Annotated in this window: 14 protein-coding genes; 8 read left to right on the top strand and 6 right to left on the bottom strand. The window is 65.7% G+C overall.

What is annotated here, in order from left to right:
- Nucleotides 1–84: 84 nt before the first annotated feature.
- Nucleotides 85–1290 (bottom strand): efflux RND transporter periplasmic adaptor subunit, encoded by a 1206-nt coding sequence (locus tag BMW28_RS00255; protein WP_091815249.1) that lies wholly within the window; start codon nt 1288–1290, stop codon nt 85–87.
- 328 nt (nt 1291–1618) lie between these two features.
- On the opposite strand from BMW28_RS00255, the gene minC reads away from it, so the two are divergent.
- From minC to BMW28_RS00235, 4 genes are read left to right on the top strand one after another with little or no spacing between them, the layout of a single operon-like run.
- Nucleotides 1619–2383, top strand: a complete 765-nt coding sequence (minC, locus tag BMW28_RS00250; protein WP_091812676.1) for a septum site-determining protein MinC — start codon at nt 1619–1621, stop codon at nt 2381–2383.
- Nucleotides 2384–2425: 42 nt separating this feature from the next.
- Nucleotides 2426–3241 (top strand): septum site-determining protein MinD, encoded by an 816-nt coding sequence (minD, locus tag BMW28_RS00245; protein WP_091812675.1) that lies wholly within the window; start codon nt 2426–2428, stop codon nt 3239–3241.
- Between the two features lie 3 nt (nt 3242–3244).
- The gene (minE, locus tag BMW28_RS00240; RefSeq protein ID WP_091812674.1) at nt 3245–3508 is read left to right on the top strand and encodes a cell division topological specificity factor MinE; all 264 of its coding nucleotides are present in this window, start codon (nt 3245–3247) and stop codon (nt 3506–3508) included.
- A complete protein-coding gene (locus BMW28_RS00235; protein WP_091812673.1) occupies nt 3508–3819 on the top strand; it encodes a monooxygenase in 312 nt (103 codons plus the stop codon). Before minE ends, BMW28_RS00235 begins: the two co-directional genes overlap by 1 nt.
- Nucleotides 3820–3981: 162 nt before the next feature.
- Here BMW28_RS00235 and BMW28_RS00230 read toward each other — a convergent pair whose 3' ends face one another.
- From BMW28_RS00230 to BMW28_RS00220, 3 genes are all read right to left on the bottom strand, one after another.
- Nucleotides 3982–5538 (bottom strand): acyl-CoA synthetase, encoded by a 1557-nt coding sequence (locus BMW28_RS00230; protein WP_091812672.1) that lies wholly within the window; start codon nt 5536–5538, stop codon nt 3982–3984.
- 184 nt (nt 5539–5722) lie between these two features.
- Nucleotides 5723–6916, bottom strand: a complete 1194-nt coding sequence (locus tag BMW28_RS00225) for a thiolase family protein (protein ID WP_091812671.1) — start codon at nt 6914–6916, stop codon at nt 5723–5725.
- A 31-nt stretch (nt 6917–6947) separates the two neighbouring features.
- Nucleotides 6948–8099 (bottom strand): acyl-CoA dehydrogenase family protein, encoded by a 1152-nt coding sequence (locus tag BMW28_RS00220; protein ID WP_091812669.1) that lies wholly within the window; start codon nt 8097–8099, stop codon nt 6948–6950.
- Nucleotides 8100–8308: 209 nt separating this feature from the next.
- Here BMW28_RS00220 and BMW28_RS00215 point away from each other — a divergent pair, with 209 nt between their 5' ends.
- Complete coding sequence (locus tag BMW28_RS00215; protein WP_091812668.1) at nt 8309–9316, top strand: AraC family transcriptional regulator; 1008 nt, start codon at nt 8309–8311, stop codon at nt 9314–9316.
- 20 nt (nt 9317–9336) lie between these two features.
- Here the strand turns inward: BMW28_RS00215 and BMW28_RS00210 are convergent, their stop codons facing one another.
- Both BMW28_RS00210 and mnmE read right to left on the bottom strand, forming a co-directional pair.
- Complete coding sequence (locus tag BMW28_RS00210; protein ID WP_091812666.1) at nt 9337–10371, bottom strand: virulence RhuM family protein; 1035 nt, start codon at nt 10369–10371, stop codon at nt 9337–9339.
- A gap of 62 nt (nt 10372–10433) precedes the next feature.
- On the bottom strand, nt 10434–11828 hold the full coding sequence (gene mnmE / locus BMW28_RS00205; RefSeq protein WP_091812665.1) for a tRNA uridine-5-carboxymethylaminomethyl(34) synthesis GTPase MnmE: 1395 nt from the start codon (nt 11826–11828) through the stop codon (nt 10434–10436).
- A gap of 307 nt (nt 11829–12135) precedes the next feature.
- On the opposite strand from mnmE, the gene BMW28_RS00200 reads away from it, so the two are divergent.
- Genes BMW28_RS00200 through BMW28_RS00190 form a run of 3 tightly spaced genes read left to right on the top strand, consistent with a single transcriptional unit; the run spans nt 12136 to nt 17267 of the window.
- A complete protein-coding gene (locus tag BMW28_RS00200) occupies nt 12136–13779 on the top strand; it encodes a GMC family oxidoreductase (RefSeq protein WP_091812663.1) in 1644 nt (547 codons plus the stop codon).
- Entirely contained in the window at nt 13763–16435 is a 2673-nt protein-coding gene (locus BMW28_RS00195) for a flavin-containing monooxygenase (protein ID WP_234969904.1), read from the top strand. The genes BMW28_RS00200 and BMW28_RS00195 overlap by 17 nt, the downstream gene beginning before the upstream one ends.
- 46 nt (nt 16436–16481) lie before the next feature.
- The gene (locus BMW28_RS00190; protein ID WP_091812659.1) at nt 16482–17267 is read left to right on the top strand and encodes an SDR family oxidoreductase; all 786 of its coding nucleotides are present in this window, start codon (nt 16482–16484) and stop codon (nt 17265–17267) included.
- Nucleotides 17268–17408 lie beyond the last annotated feature (141 nt).

Here is a 17408-nt window from a genome sequence, read left to right as displayed (position 1 = left end):
TCGGCTCCACGTCGCGCGTCAGCAGCGGATGGCCTTCCAGGTTTTCCGGGGAGGCGGGTTGCGGTGCGTCAGCCGGTGCCATCATCAGAACATCCTCGGGCCGCGCAGCTGGCCGCTGGCCTTGCCGCCGCTGGCATCACCCACCACTACCTGTTCGCCTTCCTTCAGACCGGAGACCACTTCGGCCTGCACGCGGTTGTTCAGGCCGATCTTCACCTGGCGCTCTGCCACGGTCTGCTCGCCCTTGGCGCCCGTCGCCACGCGCACGGTGTAGGTGCGCTCCTGGCCCTTGACGCGCTTGCCCAGTGCGCCAGCCGGAATCGCCAGCACGTTCTTGGCTTGCTGTAGCACGATGGTGACCTGTGCCGTCATCTGGATGCGCAGCTTGCCGTCGGCGTTGGGGGCATCGAGCAGACCGTTGTAGTACACCGCATTGCTGCTGGTGCTGGCGGTGGCCTTGCCTTCGTAGCTGGTCATGTCGATCGGGCCGGGCTCGACGCTGCGCAGCGTGGCCGGGTAGTTGTGTTCCGGCTCGCCGAGGATGGTGAAGTAGGCGCTCATGCCGGGCTTGACGCGCGGCACATCGGCCTCGGAGATCTGCGCCTGGATGGTCATGGTGTCGAGCTGGGCCACCTTGACGATGGTGGGCGCAGTCTGGTTGGCGTTCACCGTCTGGCCTTCTTCGGTGACGATGGCCACCACCGTGCCCGTGGTGGGCGAGGTGATGCGGGTGTAGCCCACGTTGGCCTGGGCCGTCTGGGCACGCACCGCGTACTGGGCGATCTGGGCATCGGCGGCCTTCAGGTCGGCCTGGGCCACGGCCAGGGTCTGCTGGGCTGCCTGGTAGTCGGCCTTGCTGGCGGCGTCGCGCTCATACATGTACTTCTGGCGCGTGAACTCGGCACGCGCCTTGACCAGCGCCGCCTCGCGCGCACCGCGCTGGGCACGGGCAGACGTCAGCGCTGCCTGGGCGTCCTTCAGGTTGTTCTGCTGCGTGGTGGCGTCGATATCGGCAATGTGCTGCCCCACCTGCACCACGTCACCCAGCTTGACGTGCAGCTTCTTGACCTGGCCGGACGCCTGCGAGCCCACGTTCACCAGACGGGCGGCCTGGATGGTGCCGGAGGCGAGTACCGCATCCTCGATGTCGCCACGCTCCACCGGCGCGGTGATGAGCGTGGGTGCGGGCGGCTTGGCAAACCATTGCGTATAAACAAACCAGCCTGCCAGCGCCAGCAGCACCAGTGCCAGCAGCGTCCACCAGGGATGAGCCTTGATTTTTTTCCACATGTTGTTGAGCGTGTGTTGTTCGAGTCGGATGGGCCAGCAACTGTCGCTGCGGGGAGCGCGGCGCATGTGCGCGCCTTTCTTGCTGACCCGTGGCAGGGCGGGAAGTTCCCGGATAGCCCGCACGGCAGCGCCGATACCGGACAGCAGCTGCCTGCTGCATTGTTCCATGCGGACATGACGAAGCACCATCTACGGGGAAATGTCGCCCCTGATTGTGCCGCCTGCACTGCTCCGATACGCGCTGATACAAGACGTTGCGTTACACACGGTACACTTTGGCATTTGCAGGCAAGACTGCCTGCCACTGTTGATTGTCCATTCGCCACCCATGACCGTCGAAACGCCGGCCCAGAGCCGCACCAGCTTTGAATTCAAGAGCGCCTTCCTGTCCGTGGTGGCCCTCGCGCTCAAGACCGCCGACACCGGCGCGCTTGCCAGCGATCTGGCCACCCAGCTGGCCAACGACCCCGACTTCTTCGACAACGATGCCCTGCTGATCGATCTGGCTGCCGTACGCGAAAGCGATGCAGACATCGATTTCCCGGCCATCGTGGCCTTGCTGCGCCAGTACCGCACGCTGCCGGTGGCGGTGCGCGGCGGCAGCGAGTCGCAGATGGCGGCGGCACTGGCGGCCGGACTGGCCGCAGCTCCCGAAGAGCTGCCCGTACGCGCTGCCGCCCCGGTGGCTGCAGCGCCCGTCCCCGAGGTGCGTGAAGTGGTGCGCGAGGTGGAAGTGGTGAGCGAAGTACCAGCCCCTGCACCCGGCACCATCGTGATCGACAAGCCGCTGCGTTCCGGCCAGCAGGTGTACGCGCGCGGCGGCGATCTGGTGGTGATGGCCGTGGTAAGCTTTGGCGCGGAAGTGATTGCCGACGGCAACATCCACGTCTATGCCCCGCTGCGCGGACGCGCCATTGCCGGCGCCCGCGGCAACACCGAGGCCCGCATTTTCAGTACCTGCCTGGAGCCGCAACTGGTTTCCATCGCAGGCATCTACCGTACGACCGAAACCGAGCTGCCCGCCGACGTGGCAGGCAAGCCGGCGCAGGTCTGGCTCGACGGCGAAAAGCTGATCATCGAGCCCCTCGCCTGACACAAGCAACCCGAACGCATACACACAGAGGAAACTGCAAACATGGCCAAAATCGTCGTCGTGACTTCCGGCAAGGGTGGCGTGGGCAAGACCACCACCAGTGCCAGCTTCGCTGCCGGCCTCGCCCTGCGCGGCCACAAGACCGCCGTGATCGACTTCGACGTCGGTCTGCGCAACCTGGACCTGATCATGGGCTGCGAACGCCGCGTGGTGTACGACCTGATCAACGTGATCCAGGGCGAAGCCAACCTGACACAGGCGCTGATCAAGGACAAGCAGTGCGACAACCTGTACGTGCTGGCCGCCAGCCAGACGCGCGACAAGGATGCGCTGAAACTCGAGGGCGTGGAGAAGGTGCTGAAGGACCTGGACGGCATGGGCTTCGAGTACATCGTGTGCGACTCGCCCGCCGGTATCGAGGGCGGCGCCATGATGGCCATGCACTTTGCCGACGAGGCGCTGGTGGTGACCAACCCTGAAGTGTCCTCCGTGCGCGACTCCGACCGCATCCTGGGCATGCTGGGCAGCAAGACGCGCCGTGCCATCGACGGTGCCGAGCCGATCAAGGAGCACCTGCTCATCACCCGCTACAACCCGAACCGCGTGGCCGACGGCCAGATGCTGAGCCTGGAAGACATCCAGGACATCCTGCGCATCAAGCTGATCGGCGTGATTCCCGAGTCCGAGGCCGTACTGCAGGCGTCCAACCAGGGCCTGCCCGCGATCCACTCCAAGGGCACCGATGTGGCCGAGGCCTACTCGGACGTGATCGACCGTTTCCTGGGCCAGGACAAGCCGATGCGCTTTACCGACGCCGAAAAACCGGGCTTCTTCAAACGCCTGTTCGGAGGTCGCTAAGTCATGGCATCTTTCCTGTCCTTCCTGCTCGGCGAAAAGAAGAAGACGGCCAGTGTGGCCAAGGAGCGTCTGCAGATCATCCTCGCCCACGAACGCAGCGGCCGCAGCGCCGCCGAACCGGATTATCTGCCGGCCCTGCAGCGCGAGCTGGTGGAAGTGATCTCCAAGTACGTGAAGATCAATCCGGACGACCTGAAGGTGCAGCTGGATCGCCAGGACAACCTGGAAGTGCTGGAAGTGAAGATCGAACTGCCGGACGAGCGCTGATGCCCACCCTGCTGCAAGTCGATTTCCCCTATCAGGGGCCGTGGGGCGAGGAAATGCACACCGCCATGCGCGGCCTGGCCGAATCCATCGCCCAGGAAGCCGGGCTGATCTGGAAGATCTGGACCGAAAACCAGCAGACGCAGGAAGCCGGCGGCATCTACCTGTTTGCCGACCGCGAAAGCGCGGAAGCCTATCTGGCCATGCACACGGCGCGGCTCAAGAGCTTTGGCGTTCCACACGTGAACGCCAAGCTGTTCTCGGTGAATACCGGTCTGTCCGGCATTGACAGGGGGCCGGTGCGCGGGGCTTGAGGCGGCGCCTGCTGAGTCGGTGCCGGTGCGCGGGACCTAAGCCGGGGGCCTAAGCCGGGAACCTAAGCCGTGGGCCTGAGGCGAGGGCTGGTACGCGGAGCGCCCGCCTCGCCATGTCCCTGCATCATCGCGCCCACAGGCAGGCGCGCTCACAGGTTGATTTCAGGCCTCCGCAAACTGCTTGCGAAGTTCCCGCTTGAGCAGCTTGCCCGCCGTGCTGCGCGGCAGGTCATCCACGAAGTGCACGCTCTTGGGCACCTTGAAGTGCGCCATACGCTCCTTGGCATAGGCAATCAGCTCCTCCTCGCTAGCACTGAAACCGTCTTTCAGGCACACCACCGCCGTCACCGCCTCGATCCAGCGCTCATCCGGTAGCGCGATCACCGCCACTTCGGACACGGCTGGATGGGTGAACAGGCATTCTTCCACCTCGCGGCTGGAGACGACCACGCCGCCGGTGTTGATGATGTCCTTGACGCGATCAACCACGAACAGAAAGCCGTCCTGGTCGAAATAGCCCATGTCGCCGGAATGGAACCAGCCGCCTTCGAAGGCCTCCTCGGTCTGCTCGGGCTTGTCCCAGTAGCCGATCATGGTCTGCGGGGAGCGGTGCACGATCTCGCCCATTTCGCCGAGCGGCATGTCCTGCATCTGGTCATCCACCACGCGGGTTTCCACGTTGAGCACCGGCCGGCCGGCGGAGGCGGGCTGGATGGCGTGCTCCTCGGGTGACAGCACCGTGGCCAGCGGCGCGATTTCACTCTGGCCATAGCAGTTGAACAGGCGCACACGCGGCATGCGCTGGCGCAGTTCCTCCAGCACCGGAACCGGCATGATGGACGCGCCGTAGTAGCCCTTGTGCAGGCTGGACAGGTCGTGCGCGGCAAAGCCGGGATGGCGCAGCAGCGCGATCCAGACCGTGGGCGGAGCGAAGAAGGAGGTGATGCCGTGCTGCGCGATGGCATCGAAGCAGGCATCGGGCGTGGGCGCGGGAATCAGGAAGGTGGTGGCGCCCACCAGCAGGTGCGGCATCAGGAACACATGCATCTGCGCCGAGTGATAGAGCGGCAGCGAGGCCAGCGAGCGGTCATTCGCGTTCAGTTCCAGCGCGGCAATGCAGCTGGCGTATTCGGCCTGCAGCGAGCGGTGCGTCATCATCGCGCCCTTGGGGGCCGCCGTGGTGCCGGAGGTGTAGAGGATCTGGCAGACGGCGTTCTCGTCGATATCCAGTTCGGGGGCATCGGCGGGGCCGTTGCCTTGCGCCAGGGCCAGCACATCCAGACCTTCGCCACCGTAGAAGGTGCCATGGACAGAGCAGTTCAGGCTGGCGCGCACCTGGTCCACATGGGCCTGCATGCTGATGTCGTGGATCAGCGCGCGGGCGCCGGATTGCTCGACGATGTAGCGCAGTTCCCCCTCGGTGAGGGCGAAGTTGACCGGCACATGCACCAGTCCGGCACGGTTGCAGGCCAGCCAGAGCAGCACGTAGGCATCGGAGTTCTTGCCGTAGGCGGCCACGCGATCGCCTTGTTGCAGGCCCTGCGCCAGCAGGGCGTTGGCGACGCGGTTGACGGCCTGGTTCAGCGCCTGGTAGGTCCAGCGGCGGTCGCCGAAGACCAGCGCGTCCTTGTTCGGGGAGCGGCGCACGGCGCGCTGCAGGGCATCGCCCAGGGTGTTGCGGATGGTGCGGCGGATGGCGGGGGAAAGGGTGTGGGTCACGGGTGTCTCCTGGCTAGTTTTGGCTCTGTGGCTCTGTGGCTCTGTGGCTCTGTGGCTCTGTGGCTCTGTGGCTCTGTGGCTCTGTGGCTCTGTGGCTCTGTGGTTTTGGGCTTTGGGCTTTGGGCTTTGGACGTTTGGTCGGATAGTGGCGGTGTGGCGGAGCGGCTCACTCAGGCGCTGGCGCTCAGGCGGGCAGGCGCTCCAGGATGGTGGCGGTGGCCATGCCGTGGCCGATGCACATGACCTGCAGGCCAAAGCGGCCGTCCACATGCTCCAGCCCGGACAGCATCTTGGCCAGCAGGCCGGCGCCGGTGCCGCCCAACGGATGGCCATGGGCGATGGCGCCGCCCCAGGGGTTGAGCTTGTCCATGTCGGCCTTGAATTCGCGCGCCCAGGCCAGCGCCACGCTGGCAAAGGCCTCGTTCACCTCGATCCAGTCCATGTCGGCCAGACTGAGTCCGGCCTGCTTCAGCGCCGCATGGGTGGCCGGGATCACGCCGGTCAGTTGCAGTACGGGATCGGAGCCGACCACCACGCGGGCACGGAAGCAGGCGCGGGGCTTGAGGCCGTTCGCGGCGGCGGCCGCGCTGCTGGCCAGCACCACGGCAGAAGCACCGTCGGACATCTGGCTGGCATTGGCTGCCGTCACCACGCCCTGCTCCATGCTGCGGAACACCGGCTGCATGCCAGCCATGCGTTCCTGGTCGATCACGGCACGCACGCCTTCGTCGTGGTCAAGCTGCAGGGGGTTGCCGTCCTTGTCCACGCCTGGCACTGCAGCGATTTCCTGATGCAGGCCCGCCTCGCGCGCGGCATGGGCGCGGCGGTGGCTTTCGATGGCGAAGGCATCGCAATCGGCGCGGCTGAGCTGCCAGCGCTCGGCAATCAGTTCCGCACTTTCCACCTGATGCGGAATGGCGAAGCGCTCGAGGATGCGCGGGTGCAGGTTGTCGAATCCGGTGAAATCGTGCCGGCCCAGCGTCAGGTCGAGGAACATGGGCACACGGCTCATGCTTTCAACGCCGCAGCCGATGGCAAAGTCCAGATCGCCCGCAGCAATGGCCTGTGCTGCCGCATGCACCGCATACTGGCTGGATCCGCACATGCGGTTCAGGCTCACGCCCGGTACGGTTTCGGGCAGGCCGGCCAGCAGCACCGCCTGGCGCGCGATGTTGGCGCCCTGCTCACCGGCCTGGCTGACACAGCCGGCAATCACATCGCCGATCTGGCCGGCAGGCACAGCGGAGCGCGTGAGCGCCTGCTGCAGGATGCCGGCCAGCAGGGCATCGGGGCGCGTCTCGCGCAGGGCGCCCTTGCGCTTGCCGAAGGGCGTGCGCACGGCGGAGAGGATGACGGGATCGTTGGTGTTGAGAGTCATGGGAATTCCTTGGTGATGCTTATGCGGGCGCTCAGGCGCCGCTGGCCATGCCGCGCTCCATCTCGCGCGCGATGATGCTGCGCTGGATCTCGCTGGTGCCTTCGTAGATCTGCAGCACCTTGGCATCGCGGAACAGCTTTTCGACGGGGTATTCGGTGCTGTAGCCCATGCCACCCAGCACCTGAATCGCCTGCGTGGCAGCCCACATGGCGGCATCGGAGCTGTAGGCCTTGGCGACCGAAGCCTGCAGGGTGTTGCGCTGGCCCTGGTCGGCCAGCCAGGCGGACTGGTAGGTGAGCAGGCGCGAGGCTTCGAGGCGGATCTGCATTTCGGCCAGATGGTGGGCAACGGCCTGGTGGTCGATCAGGCGCTGGCCCATGGACTTGCGCTCGGTGGCATAGGGCAGTGCCTCGTCGATGCAGCACTGCACCAGCCCCAGGCCGAAAGCGGCCACCATGGGGCGCGACTGGTCAAAAGTGCGCATGGCGATGGCGAAACCCTCGCCCTCGGCACCCAGACGCTGCTGCGCCGGCACACGCACGCCGTCGAAGAACACCTCGCAGGTGGGCGCGGCGCGCTGGCCGAGCTTGCCCAGCGGTTCGCCCACGGTCAGGCCGGGGGAGTTGCGCTCGACGACGAAGGCGCTGATGCCCTTGTGGCCGGCCGCCGGATCGGTCTTGGCAAACACCACGAAGAAGCTCGCCAGCGAGGCATTGGAAATCCACATCTTGCTGCCGTTGAGGACGTAGTCATCCCCTTCGCGCACAGCGGTGCTGCGGATGCCGGCGGCGTCGGAACCGGCGCCCGGTTCGGTCAGGGCAAAGCTGGCAAATTCGCCGGCGGCCAGGCGCGGCAACCAGGCCTGTTTCTGCTCCGACGTACCGGCCAGCAGGATCGGCTCGGCCGCCAGCGCGTTCACGCACAGCGCCGTGCCGATGCCGAGGCAGGCACGGCAGAGCTGCTCGGTGACCAGCGCCACTTCCAGCGCGCCCAGGCCGGCGCCGCCGAACTCTGCCGGCATGGCGATGTTGAGCAGGCCCAGCTCCAGCGCCTTGGCGTGGACCGGCAGCGGAAAGCTCTGCTCACGGTCGTGCTGCGCGGACAGGGGCGCGATCTCCTGCTGGGCAAACTCACGGGCGAGTTGCTGGATCATGCGCTGTTCTTCGGTAAGGGCGAAATGCATCGGTCTGGGGCAGCCTAGGCTGCTTCTCATGGGGGTTGATATTGGCAATGTGCGCCATACAGAGTTGGCACTATTTCTGCACGAAGGCGTGGGCTAGGGTTTTCACTAATGCCTGTTTTTCTTCAGGAAACCGGATCAATTCTAGGCACGCAGTGTCTGCATGGCAGTGGCCTCTCTGGCCGAAAAGTTTGCATAATCAGCCAAACGCCATGCAAAATTCCCTTCCCACCATTCCCATCGATTTCGTGCACGATCTGCTGCAAGGCGCAGCGCTGGACCCGCACCTGCAGGCGGCCTGCGTGCTGCACGCGGGCATTGCGCCGGCCTTGCTGCAGCAGGCAGGGGCGCGCGTGACCAACCAGCAGTTTGCCGGGCTGTATCGCCTGCTGGCACAGCAGTGCGATGACGAAACGCCCGGAATGTTTGCGCGCCCGCTGCGCGGCGGCACACTCAAGTTCCTGTGCCTGAGCCTGATCGGCTCGCCCAGCCTGGTGACGGCGCTGTACCGCTTCACGCAGTATTTCCGGCTGCTGCTGGACGATCTGCATTTCGTGCTGCGCACGCAGGGTTCACGTGTGCAGGTCGCCCTGCTGCCGCGCAGCGCGGCGGTGCGACAGAACACCTTTGCGCAGAAGATGATGCTCAAGCTGGTGCACGGTGTTGCCTCCTGGCTCGCGGGGCACAAGATTCCGCTGGCGCAGGTGGACTTCACCCACGCGCGGCCGGAACAGGGCTCGGAATACGTGTTTCTCTATCCGGGGCCGCAGCGCTTCGACCAGCCGGAAATGGCGCTCTGGTTCGATCTGGAACAGCTGCAGACGCCGATCCGGCAGGGACAGCAATCGGTGTCCGCGTTTCTGGCGCGCGCACCGGCGGACTGGATGTTTGTCTCGTTTGCCGAGCGCATCGTCAGCCACCGCGTGCGCGAGCACCTGCAGCAGCGGCTGGAGCAATCCGCCAGCATTGCCGAGGTGGCCAATGCGCTGCATTTTTCCGTGCGCACGCTGGCGCGGAAGCTACAGGCGGAGGGAACCAGTTTTCAGGCGATCAAGGACGAATTGCGGCGTGACGTGGCGATCCAGTTGCTGACGCAGAGCCGGCTGGCGGTGGCGCAGATCGGGCTGCGGGTGGGGTTTGAGGATGCGACCTGCTTTCAGCGGGCGTTCCGGCAGTGGACGGGAAGTGCGCCGGGGGCGTATCGAAAGGGGCAGGGATAACGTGTGCGCACTTTTACAGCTTATCCGTCATCTTTGGTGTTCGGCTCACTGGCCACCAACTTTTTGACGGCTTTGTCGAAATCGCTTTCAAATAAGCGATCCTGCACAATTCTGTATTTCTCAAATTCGCTTTCCGCATGCGTCTGGGCAAGTTTTGCAGAAAACTTGCCGCTGCTCTGTAGCACCTCCCGTTCATCAAATTCGAGGAAGGCGTCCAGCCGCTTGGACCAATCTTCCATGCTCATGGGTATCTTGCGGCGAGCACGATCCTCGGCCAGTTCCAGATAGGCGTTGACGATACGACCCAAGGAATCCAACTCGTCCCTGGTCAAGTAGTTCTTGGCCACGGCCACATCGGTTTTCAGGATCTTGCCTTCGGGCGCGTTCGCCCAGGAAGTCAACCCCATATGTGGCTTGCTGCTATCGGCCCGTTTGTGGACCAACTCTGCAGCAGTATGGCCGTGGATGGCGTAGTGCAGTTTATTCTGTACTTTGGCGAAGAAGGTCTTGGTGGTCGGTGCGTCGTTGTTGTAGTCCACGCTGGTGGCGTAGATATCGGTGACCTTCTGGTAGAACCGTCGCTCGCTGAGGCGGATCTCGCGGATTTCCGCCAGCAGCCGCTCGAAGTAGTCCTCGCCCAGGAAGCTGCCGTTTTCCATGCGCTGGCGATCCAGCACATAGCCCTTGATGGCGAACTCACGCAGGACGCCGGTTGCCCACTGGCGAAACTGCGTTGCGCGAATGGAGTTAACCCGATAGCCGACGGAAATGATGGCATCGAGGTTGTAGAACTGGGTCTGGTAGTTCTTGCCGTCGCTTGCAGTTATCCGGAATTTCCGGATAACTGCTTCTGCCGCCAACTCCTGACTGGCAAAGATGTTCTTCAGGTGCTCGCTGACGGTGCGCACATCTACCCCGAACAGTTCGGCCATCAGCTTCTGCGAAAGCCACAGCGTTTCGTCCTCATAGCGGGCCTCAATGCTTTGTTCGCCGGCCTGGCCAGTGAAGATCAGGAATTCGGCTGTGCTGTTGCGGATCAGTTTTTTGCTGTTCATCACACCCCCCTCTTCGAGCAAGCGTTCGACAGTGATTCAGCCTGCAGAAGCACCTGTCTCTCTCACTTCCCAATACAAAACTTCCCAAAAATCTCCCCCAGCAAGTCATCCGGCGTGAACTCTCCGGTGATCTCGTTGAGTGCGTTTTGCGCCAGTCGCAGCTCTTCGGCCAGAATGTCGAGCGCGGGCGCAGGGGTGTTGAGATGGGCACTGGCCAGCTCCACATGTCCAGCCACGCGACGCAGTGCGTGCACATGGCGTTCGCGCGCAATGAACACGCCTTCGGGCGCAGACTGCCAGCCGACAATCTGCAATAAGCGCTGGCGCAGCGCATCCAGACCGGCACCAGTCTTGGCAGACAGCGCCAGATGGGTGTCATCACCTTCCAGCAGCGGCCCCACGGCATCGGCCTTGTTGGCGATGTGCAGTACCGGCACGGCAGGCGGCAGCTGAGCCTTCAGGCGCTCGGCAATCAGGGCGTCGGCAGCGTCGTAATCCGCATCGCCCACGCGCGTGAGGTCGTGCAGGAACAGCACGGCATCGGCCTGGCCAATCTCGTCCCAGGCGCGGTGGATGCCGATCTTCTCCACCTCGTCCACTTCGGCCAGCGTGGTGTCGCGCAGGCCGGCGGTGTCGATCACGTGCAGCGGCACGCCTTCGATCTGGATGGTCTGCGTCACCTTGTCGCGCGTGGTGCCGGCAATCGGCGTGACGATGGCCAGCTCCGCCCCCGCCAGCGCATTGAGCAGCGAACTCTTGCCCGCATTGGGCTGGCCGGCAATCACCACCTTGATGCCTTCGCGCAGCAAGGCGCCCTGCTGCGCCTGCTGCTGGATGCCCTGCAGCTGCGCCTCGATGCGCGCCAGCTGGCCGGCGGCATCGGCGTGCTGCAGGAAATCGATGTCTTCCTCAGGAAAATCCAGCGTGGCCTCGACCAGCATGCGCAGATGCACCAGCGCATCGCGCAGGCCATGCACCTGCTCGCTGAAGGCGCCGCTGAGCGAGCGGCTGGCGCTGCGGGCGGCGGTTTCGGTGCTGGCGTCGATCAGGTCGGCCACGGCTTCGGCCTGGGCCAGGTCCAGCTTGCCGTTGAGGAAGGCGCGCTCGGTGAATTCGCCCGGCCGCGCCACGCGCAGGCCCAGCGATTCGCCCTGCTGCAGGCAATGCGCCAGCAGCATCTGCAGCACCACGCTGCCGCCGTGTGCCTGCAGTTCCAGCACGTCCTCGCCGGTATAGCTGTGCGGCGCCGGGAACCACAAGGCCAGGCCATGGTCGATGGGCTGGCCGTCGGCGTCCGGGAATGGCATGTAGGTCGCCATGCGCGCTGCCGGCAGCTTGCCGAGCAGCTGTTCCACCAACGGCGCCAGCCCCTTGCCGCTCAGGCGCACGATGCCGACAGCGCCACGTCCAGGAGCGGTGGCGATGGCGGCGATGGGCTGGGCGTGCTGGGTCAACATGGCGAATTCCGGGAAAGGAGGAGGACTCAGGGCATTGTATGTTGCCGCCCACGCGGCTGGCCCGCCCACCAACCAGCCTGTGGACGCACCACAGGTGGCCAGCAAGCATGTTCGCGGACCGCTTGCCAATCAGCATCAAACGCGGCTATCCCGCACGGAATATATGCCGCCGGCCTGAGGACTTTCCCTCAAATCGCAGTTCCCGCCAACCATCTGGTGCAAGGGCACGGTAGCATGCTCACAGCAAGCGAACGGGCGTGCGATTCCATCGGGATGAATGCCCACCACAGCGGAGACAAGAACACGCATGGGCATGGAATTTGACTACATCGTGGTCGGCGGCGGCTCAGCCGGCTCGGTGCTGGCCGGACGTCTGAGCGAGGACGAAGCCACCCGCGTCTGCCTGCTGGAGGCCGGCGGTGGCGGCGGCGGGCCGGCGGTGAACATCCCCTGCGGTGCAGTCGCCATGCTGCCCACCCGCTACAACAACTGGGCCTTCGAGAGCGTGCCGCAACCCGGCCTGAACGGGCGGCGCGCCTACCAGCCACGCGGCAAGTGTCTGGGCGGCTCCTCGGCCATCAACGCGATGATCTACATCCGCGGCCACCGCCACGATTACAACCACTGGGCGGCGCTCGGCAACCCCGGCTGGTCGTATGACGAGGTGCTGCCCTATTTCATCCTCAGCGAAAACAACGAGCGCTACCGTGACCGCTGGCATGGCAACCACGGGCCGCTGCATGTGAGCGACCTGCGCAGTGACAGCCCCTTCCATGCACGCTATCTGGAAGCGGCGCGGCAAGCCGGGCTGCCGATTGCCGGCGATTTCAATGGCGAGGACCAGGAAGGCGTGGGCCTGTACCAGGTCACGCAGTATCAGGGCGAGCGCTGGAGTGCCGCACGCGCCTATTTGTTGCCGCATATCGGCCAGCGCGACAACCTCAGCGTGCATACCAAGGCCGCCGTGCAGCGCATCGTGTTCGAAGGAAAGCGCGCCGTGGGGGTGGAAGTGCTGCTGCAGGGACAGCGTCAGGTGCTGCGCGCCCGCCGCGAGGTGCTGCTGAGCGCCGGCGCGCTGCAATCGCCGCAGTTGCTGATGCTGTCTGGCGTGGGCGACGGTACGGCAGTGCAACAGCACGGCATCGCCTGTGTGCAGCATCTGCCCGGCGTGGGCAGCAACCTGCAGGATCATCTTGATTTCACCTTCGGCTACAACGTGCGCGGCGTGGACAGCTTCGGCTTTTCCACGCGGGGCAGCTGGCGCATGCTGCGCGAGATGCTGCAGTTCCGCAGGGCGCGGCGTGGCATGCTCACCACCAACTTTGCCGAAGGCGGCGGCTTTCTCAAGTCGCGTCCGGAGCTGGCCATTCCCGACCTGCAGCTGCACTTCGTGGTCGCGCTGGTGGACAGCCACGCGCGCAAGCTCCACTGGGGCCACGGCCTGTCCTGCCACGTCTGCCTGCTGCGGCCGCAAAGCCGTGGTACCGTGGGCCTGCAAGGCGCGGATCCGGCCCTGCCGCCGCGCATCGATCCCGCCTACCTGTCGCATCCCCAGGATCTGGAGGACATGGTGGCCGGCTACCGCATCACGCACCAGCTGATGCAGGCCCCCGCGCTGGCCGAGCTCTACACGCGCGACATGTTCACACCCGACGTGCGCGACGATGACGGCATCCGCGCCATCATCCGCCAGCGCGCCGAAACCATTTACCACCCGGTCGGCACCTGCCGCATGGGCACAGACGCCCAGGCCGTGGTCGACCCGGAATTGCGCGTGCACGGCGTGCAGGGCCTGCGCGTGGTCGACGCCTCCATCATGCCGACACTGATTGGCGGCAACACCAACGCGCCCACCATCATGATTGCCGAAAAGGCGGTGGACCTGATCCGCGGGCGCTCGCGCGTGTCGCACACGGTTACGGAGGAGGTGGCTCATGCCGACACCGCCTGAGCTCACCCCGCTGCCGCCCATGGCGGGGAAGAAAGCGCCCCCGCTCTCCGCCCTCATCATCGGCAGCGGCTTCGGCGGCCTGGGCATGGCGATCGCACTGCGCAAACAGGGCATCACCGACTTCCTGCTGCTGGAAAAGGCAAACGACGTGGGCGGCGTCTGGCGCGACAACAGCTACCCCGGTGCCGCCTGCGACGTGCCCTCGCACCTGTACTCCTTCTCGTTCGAGCCCAACCCGAACTGGTCGCGCAGCTTTGCCCGGCAGGACGAAATCCTCGCCTACCTGCAGCACTGCGCCCGCAAGTACCAGTTGTTGCCGCACATCCGGTTTGGCGCCGAAGTGCGCGAAGCCCGCTTCGACGATGCCGCCCAGCTGTGGCAGGTCACCCTGGTCAGCGGAGAGGCGCTGACCACCCGCATCCTGATCACCGCCACCGGCCAGCTCAGCCGCCCCGCCCTGCCACGCATCGACGGCCTGGAGAGTTTCCGCGGCCCCGCCTTCCATTCCGCACGCTGGGATCACGGCTGCGATCTGCAGGGCAAGCGCGTGGCCGTGATCGGCACCGGCGCTTCTGCCATCCAGTTCGTGCCGGCAATCGCTCCGCAAGTGGCGCACCTGAGCGTATTCCAGCGTTCCCCCGCCTACATCCTGCCGCGCCCCGATCGCGCCTACAGCGCCGACGAGCAGACACGCTTTGCCAGTCAGCCCTGGCGCATGCGGCTGCACCGCCTGAAAATCTACCTGCAGTACGAGGCCCGCGCGCTCGCCTTTACCCGCTTCAAGGGCCTGATGCAGCCTGCGGTGGGACGCCCGTTCCGGCACATGCTGCGCAAACAGGTGGCCGATCCCGCCCTGCGTGCCCGGCTCACGCCGGACTATCCGATCGGCTGCAAGCGCATCCTGCTCTCCAGTGACTACCTGGCCACCATGGCGCGGCCCAACGTCGCGCTGGTCACCACACCGATCCGCCGCATCCATCCGGACGGTGTGGAAACCGAAGACGGCACGCTGCACCCCGCCGATGTGCTGGTGTACGGCACCGGCTTTGCCGCCACCGAGTTTCTGGCGCCGATGCGCATTACCGGACGCGATGGCATCGACCTCGACGCCGTCTGGCGCGAAGGGGCCAGCGCCTATCTCGGCATGACCGTGCCGGGTTTTCCCAACTTCTTCATGCTGTATGGCCCCAACACCAATCTGGGTCACAACTCCATCGTCTACATGCTGGAAAGCCAGATCGCGCATGTGATGCGCTGTCTGGCAGCCTTGCGGCGCAGCGGCGCCAGCAGCGTGGAAGTCGATCCGCACCCCTATCGCCAGCAGGACCGGCAGGTGCAGCAGGCCCTGCAGCACACCGTCTGGCAGGGCTGCCAGAGCTGGTATCTGGATGCCAAGGGCCGCAACAGCAGCAACTGGCCCGGCTTCACCCTGAGCTATCGCTGGCGCACGCGCTGGTCCGGCCTGCAGGCCTACCGCTTCACCGAGCCGCTCGCCGGCCTTCCCCACGCGGAGCGGGTGCTGCAGCCCGGCATCCCGTTTGAGACCCTGCATGCGCGCTTTCTGCGCGGGTTTCTGCGCCTGGCTTTCCGCCAGCTGATCGGCCCGCCGCACGACATCGGTTTTCAGCGGCGCGTCGTCGCCCTGATGGGCCCGCTCACGCCCGGCGTGCGCGGCAACACGCGCACCCGGACAACCTTGGGCAACGTGCCAGCCGAATGCCTGACACCGCGCCGCAATGCCGTTCCGGGAGCGCTGCTCTATCTGCACGGCGGCGCCTTCTGCCTGGGCGGCCCCGACTCGCACCGCAGCATCGGCAGCCGCCTCGCCGCCCATTCCGGCCTGGCGACCTGGATGCTGGATTACCGCCTGGCTCCGGAGCACCCCTATCCCGCCGCGCTGGAGGATGCGCTCGCTGCCTGGGATGCCCTGCGTGCCCAGGGACTGCCTGCACAGCAAATCGTGGTGGCCGGTGACTCTGCCGGCGGCATGCTGGCCCTCGCCCTGCTGTTGCGCCTGCGCGCCCGGGGCGATGCCCTGCCTGCCGGCCTGATGCTGCTGTCGCCGGTGGTCGATCCTGCGCTGTCTGGCGCCAGCATGCAGACCCACGTCGCGCGTGACCCGATGCTGCGCCCCGGCTGGCTGGAGCAGGCCGTGCGCTGGTATGCCTGCCCGGCCGATGCGCTGGATCACCGCCCGCTGGAAGCCGGACTGCAGGGTTTTCCGCCGATCTGTCTGCAAGTCGGCGAAGACGAATTGCTGCTCTCCGATGCCCAGCGGCTGGCGCAGCAGGCACAGCGCGATGGCGTACCGTGCCAGTATGAACAGTACGCCAATCGTTGGCACGTGTTCCAGTTGCAGGCCTTCCAGCTGGCGTCGGCACGGCAGGCCGTGAGACGCCTGGGCGCCTTTGCCAGAGCTGTCGTGGAGGCGCAGGTACAAGTGCCATCGCCATCGCCATCGCCATCGCCATCGCCATCGCCATCGCCATCGCCATCGGAAGCATCGCACCATCCGTCCCAGCCAGAAGCTTCAGGCACCACCACTGCCGGAAGCACGCCTGCAACCGCGACCGATCCTCTCAACCCCATACCCGGAGCGCCCCATGCCAGTGCCGACCAGCCACCCCCAGCATCCCGTGCCGCTCCGCCACCATGAAGCCCAATCGGGCTCCGCCTCCCCGGCACCTCATCCGGAGATAGCCATGTCATCGCCCCGCGAATCCCGTCCCTGCATGTTCATTTCCGGCGCCGCCGTCGGCATCGGGCGGGCCACCGCGCGCCTGTTTGCCGCGCGCGGCTGGTACATCGGCATGGGCGACATCGACGAGGCCGGCATGGCCGAACTGGTGACCGAACTCGGCCCGGAGAACGCCATGGCCGTCCCGCTGGACGTGCGCAGCCCCGACGACTGGCATGCGGCACTGGCCGCCTTCCACACCCGCACCGGCCGGCTCGACCTGCTGGTGAACAACGCCGGCATCCTGATCTCCGGCCCGCTGCAGGACAACACCCTGAACCGCCACAACGCCCAGATCGACATCAATGTCAAGGGCGTACTCTATGGCTGCCATGCCGGTTTTGCCTACCTGGCAGCCACCCCCGGAGCCCAGGCCATCAACCTCGCCTCCAGCGCCGCCTTCTACGGACAGGCCTCGCTGGCCAACTACTCGGCCACCAAGTTCTACGTACGCGGGCTGACCGAAGCCCTCAACATCGAATGGCAGGACCACGACATCCGCGTGCGCGACATCATGCCGCTGTTCGTGCGCACCGCCCTGGTGGACGGCATGAACGCCCAGAGCATCCGCCGCCTCGGTGTGCATCTCACGCCCGAAGACGTGGCCGCCGTGATCTGGAAGGCCTCGCAGCACCCCGGCTGGGGCAAGGTGCACTGGCCGGTGGGCGCACAGGCCTCGATCCTGTACAAGCTGACGGCAGTCACCCCGGACTGGCTGAACCGGTTGGTGGCTCGGCGCATTGCGGTGTGATGCTTTGCTCGCGGGTCACTCCACCAAAACGACCGACACCCCAACTCTGAGCACCTGCAACTATCGCCCTCCACTCCCGAGGCAGCGCGATCAGGGTGCTGATGTAATTCCGGCCAGCACGCCGCCTAGGCAACTCGGACA

The organism is Allobrachymonas denitrificans DSM 15123 (genome assembly GCF_900110225.1).
GTDB lineage: Bacteria > Pseudomonadota > Gammaproteobacteria > Burkholderiales > Burkholderiaceae_C > Brachymonas > Brachymonas denitrificans.
The sequence above is the reverse complement of the archived record's forward strand: the minus strand, read 5'-3'. Positions and strand labels throughout refer to the sequence as shown.

Excerpts from the sequence above, each read along its gene's own strand:
- minD (WP_091812675.1), top strand. The coding sequence starts at position 2,426 with ATGGCCAAAATCGTCGTCGTGACTTCCGGCAAGGGTGGCGTGGGCAAG.
- BMW28_RS00225 (WP_091812671.1), bottom strand. The coding sequence starts at position 6,916 with ATGACTCTCAACACCAACGATCCCGTCATCCTCTCCGCCGTGCGCACG.
- BMW28_RS00195 (WP_234969904.1), top strand. The coding sequence starts at position 13,763 with ATGCCGACACCGCCTGAGCTCACCCCGCTGCCGCCCATGGCGGGGAAG.
- BMW28_RS00215 (WP_091812668.1), top strand. The coding sequence starts at position 8,309 with ATGCAAAATTCCCTTCCCACCATTCCCATCGATTTCGTGCACGATCTG.
- minC (WP_091812676.1), top strand. The coding sequence starts at position 1,619 with ATGACCGTCGAAACGCCGGCCCAGAGCCGCACCAGCTTTGAATTCAAG.
- BMW28_RS00235 (WP_091812673.1), top strand. The coding sequence starts at position 3,508 with ATGCCCACCCTGCTGCAAGTCGATTTCCCCTATCAGGGGCCGTGGGGC.
- BMW28_RS00200 (WP_091812663.1), top strand. The coding sequence starts at position 12,136 with ATGGGCATGGAATTTGACTACATCGTGGTCGGCGGCGGCTCAGCCGGC.
- BMW28_RS00210 (WP_091812666.1), bottom strand. The coding sequence starts at position 10,371 with ATGAACAGCAAAAAACTGATCCGCAACAGCACAGCCGAATTCCTGATC.
- BMW28_RS00255 (WP_091815249.1), bottom strand. The coding sequence starts at position 1,290 with ATGTGGAAAAAAATCAAGGCTCATCCCTGGTGGACGCTGCTGGCACTG.
- minE (WP_091812674.1), top strand. The coding sequence starts at position 3,245 with ATGGCATCTTTCCTGTCCTTCCTGCTCGGCGAAAAGAAGAAGACGGCC.
- mnmE (WP_091812665.1), bottom strand. The coding sequence starts at position 11,828 with ATGTTGACCCAGCACGCCCAGCCCATCGCCGCCATCGCCACCGCTCCT.
- BMW28_RS00190 (WP_091812659.1), top strand. The coding sequence starts at position 16,482 with ATGTCATCGCCCCGCGAATCCCGTCCCTGCATGTTCATTTCCGGCGCC.
- BMW28_RS00220 (WP_091812669.1), bottom strand. The coding sequence starts at position 8,099 with ATGCATTTCGCCCTTACCGAAGAACAGCGCATGATCCAGCAACTCGCC.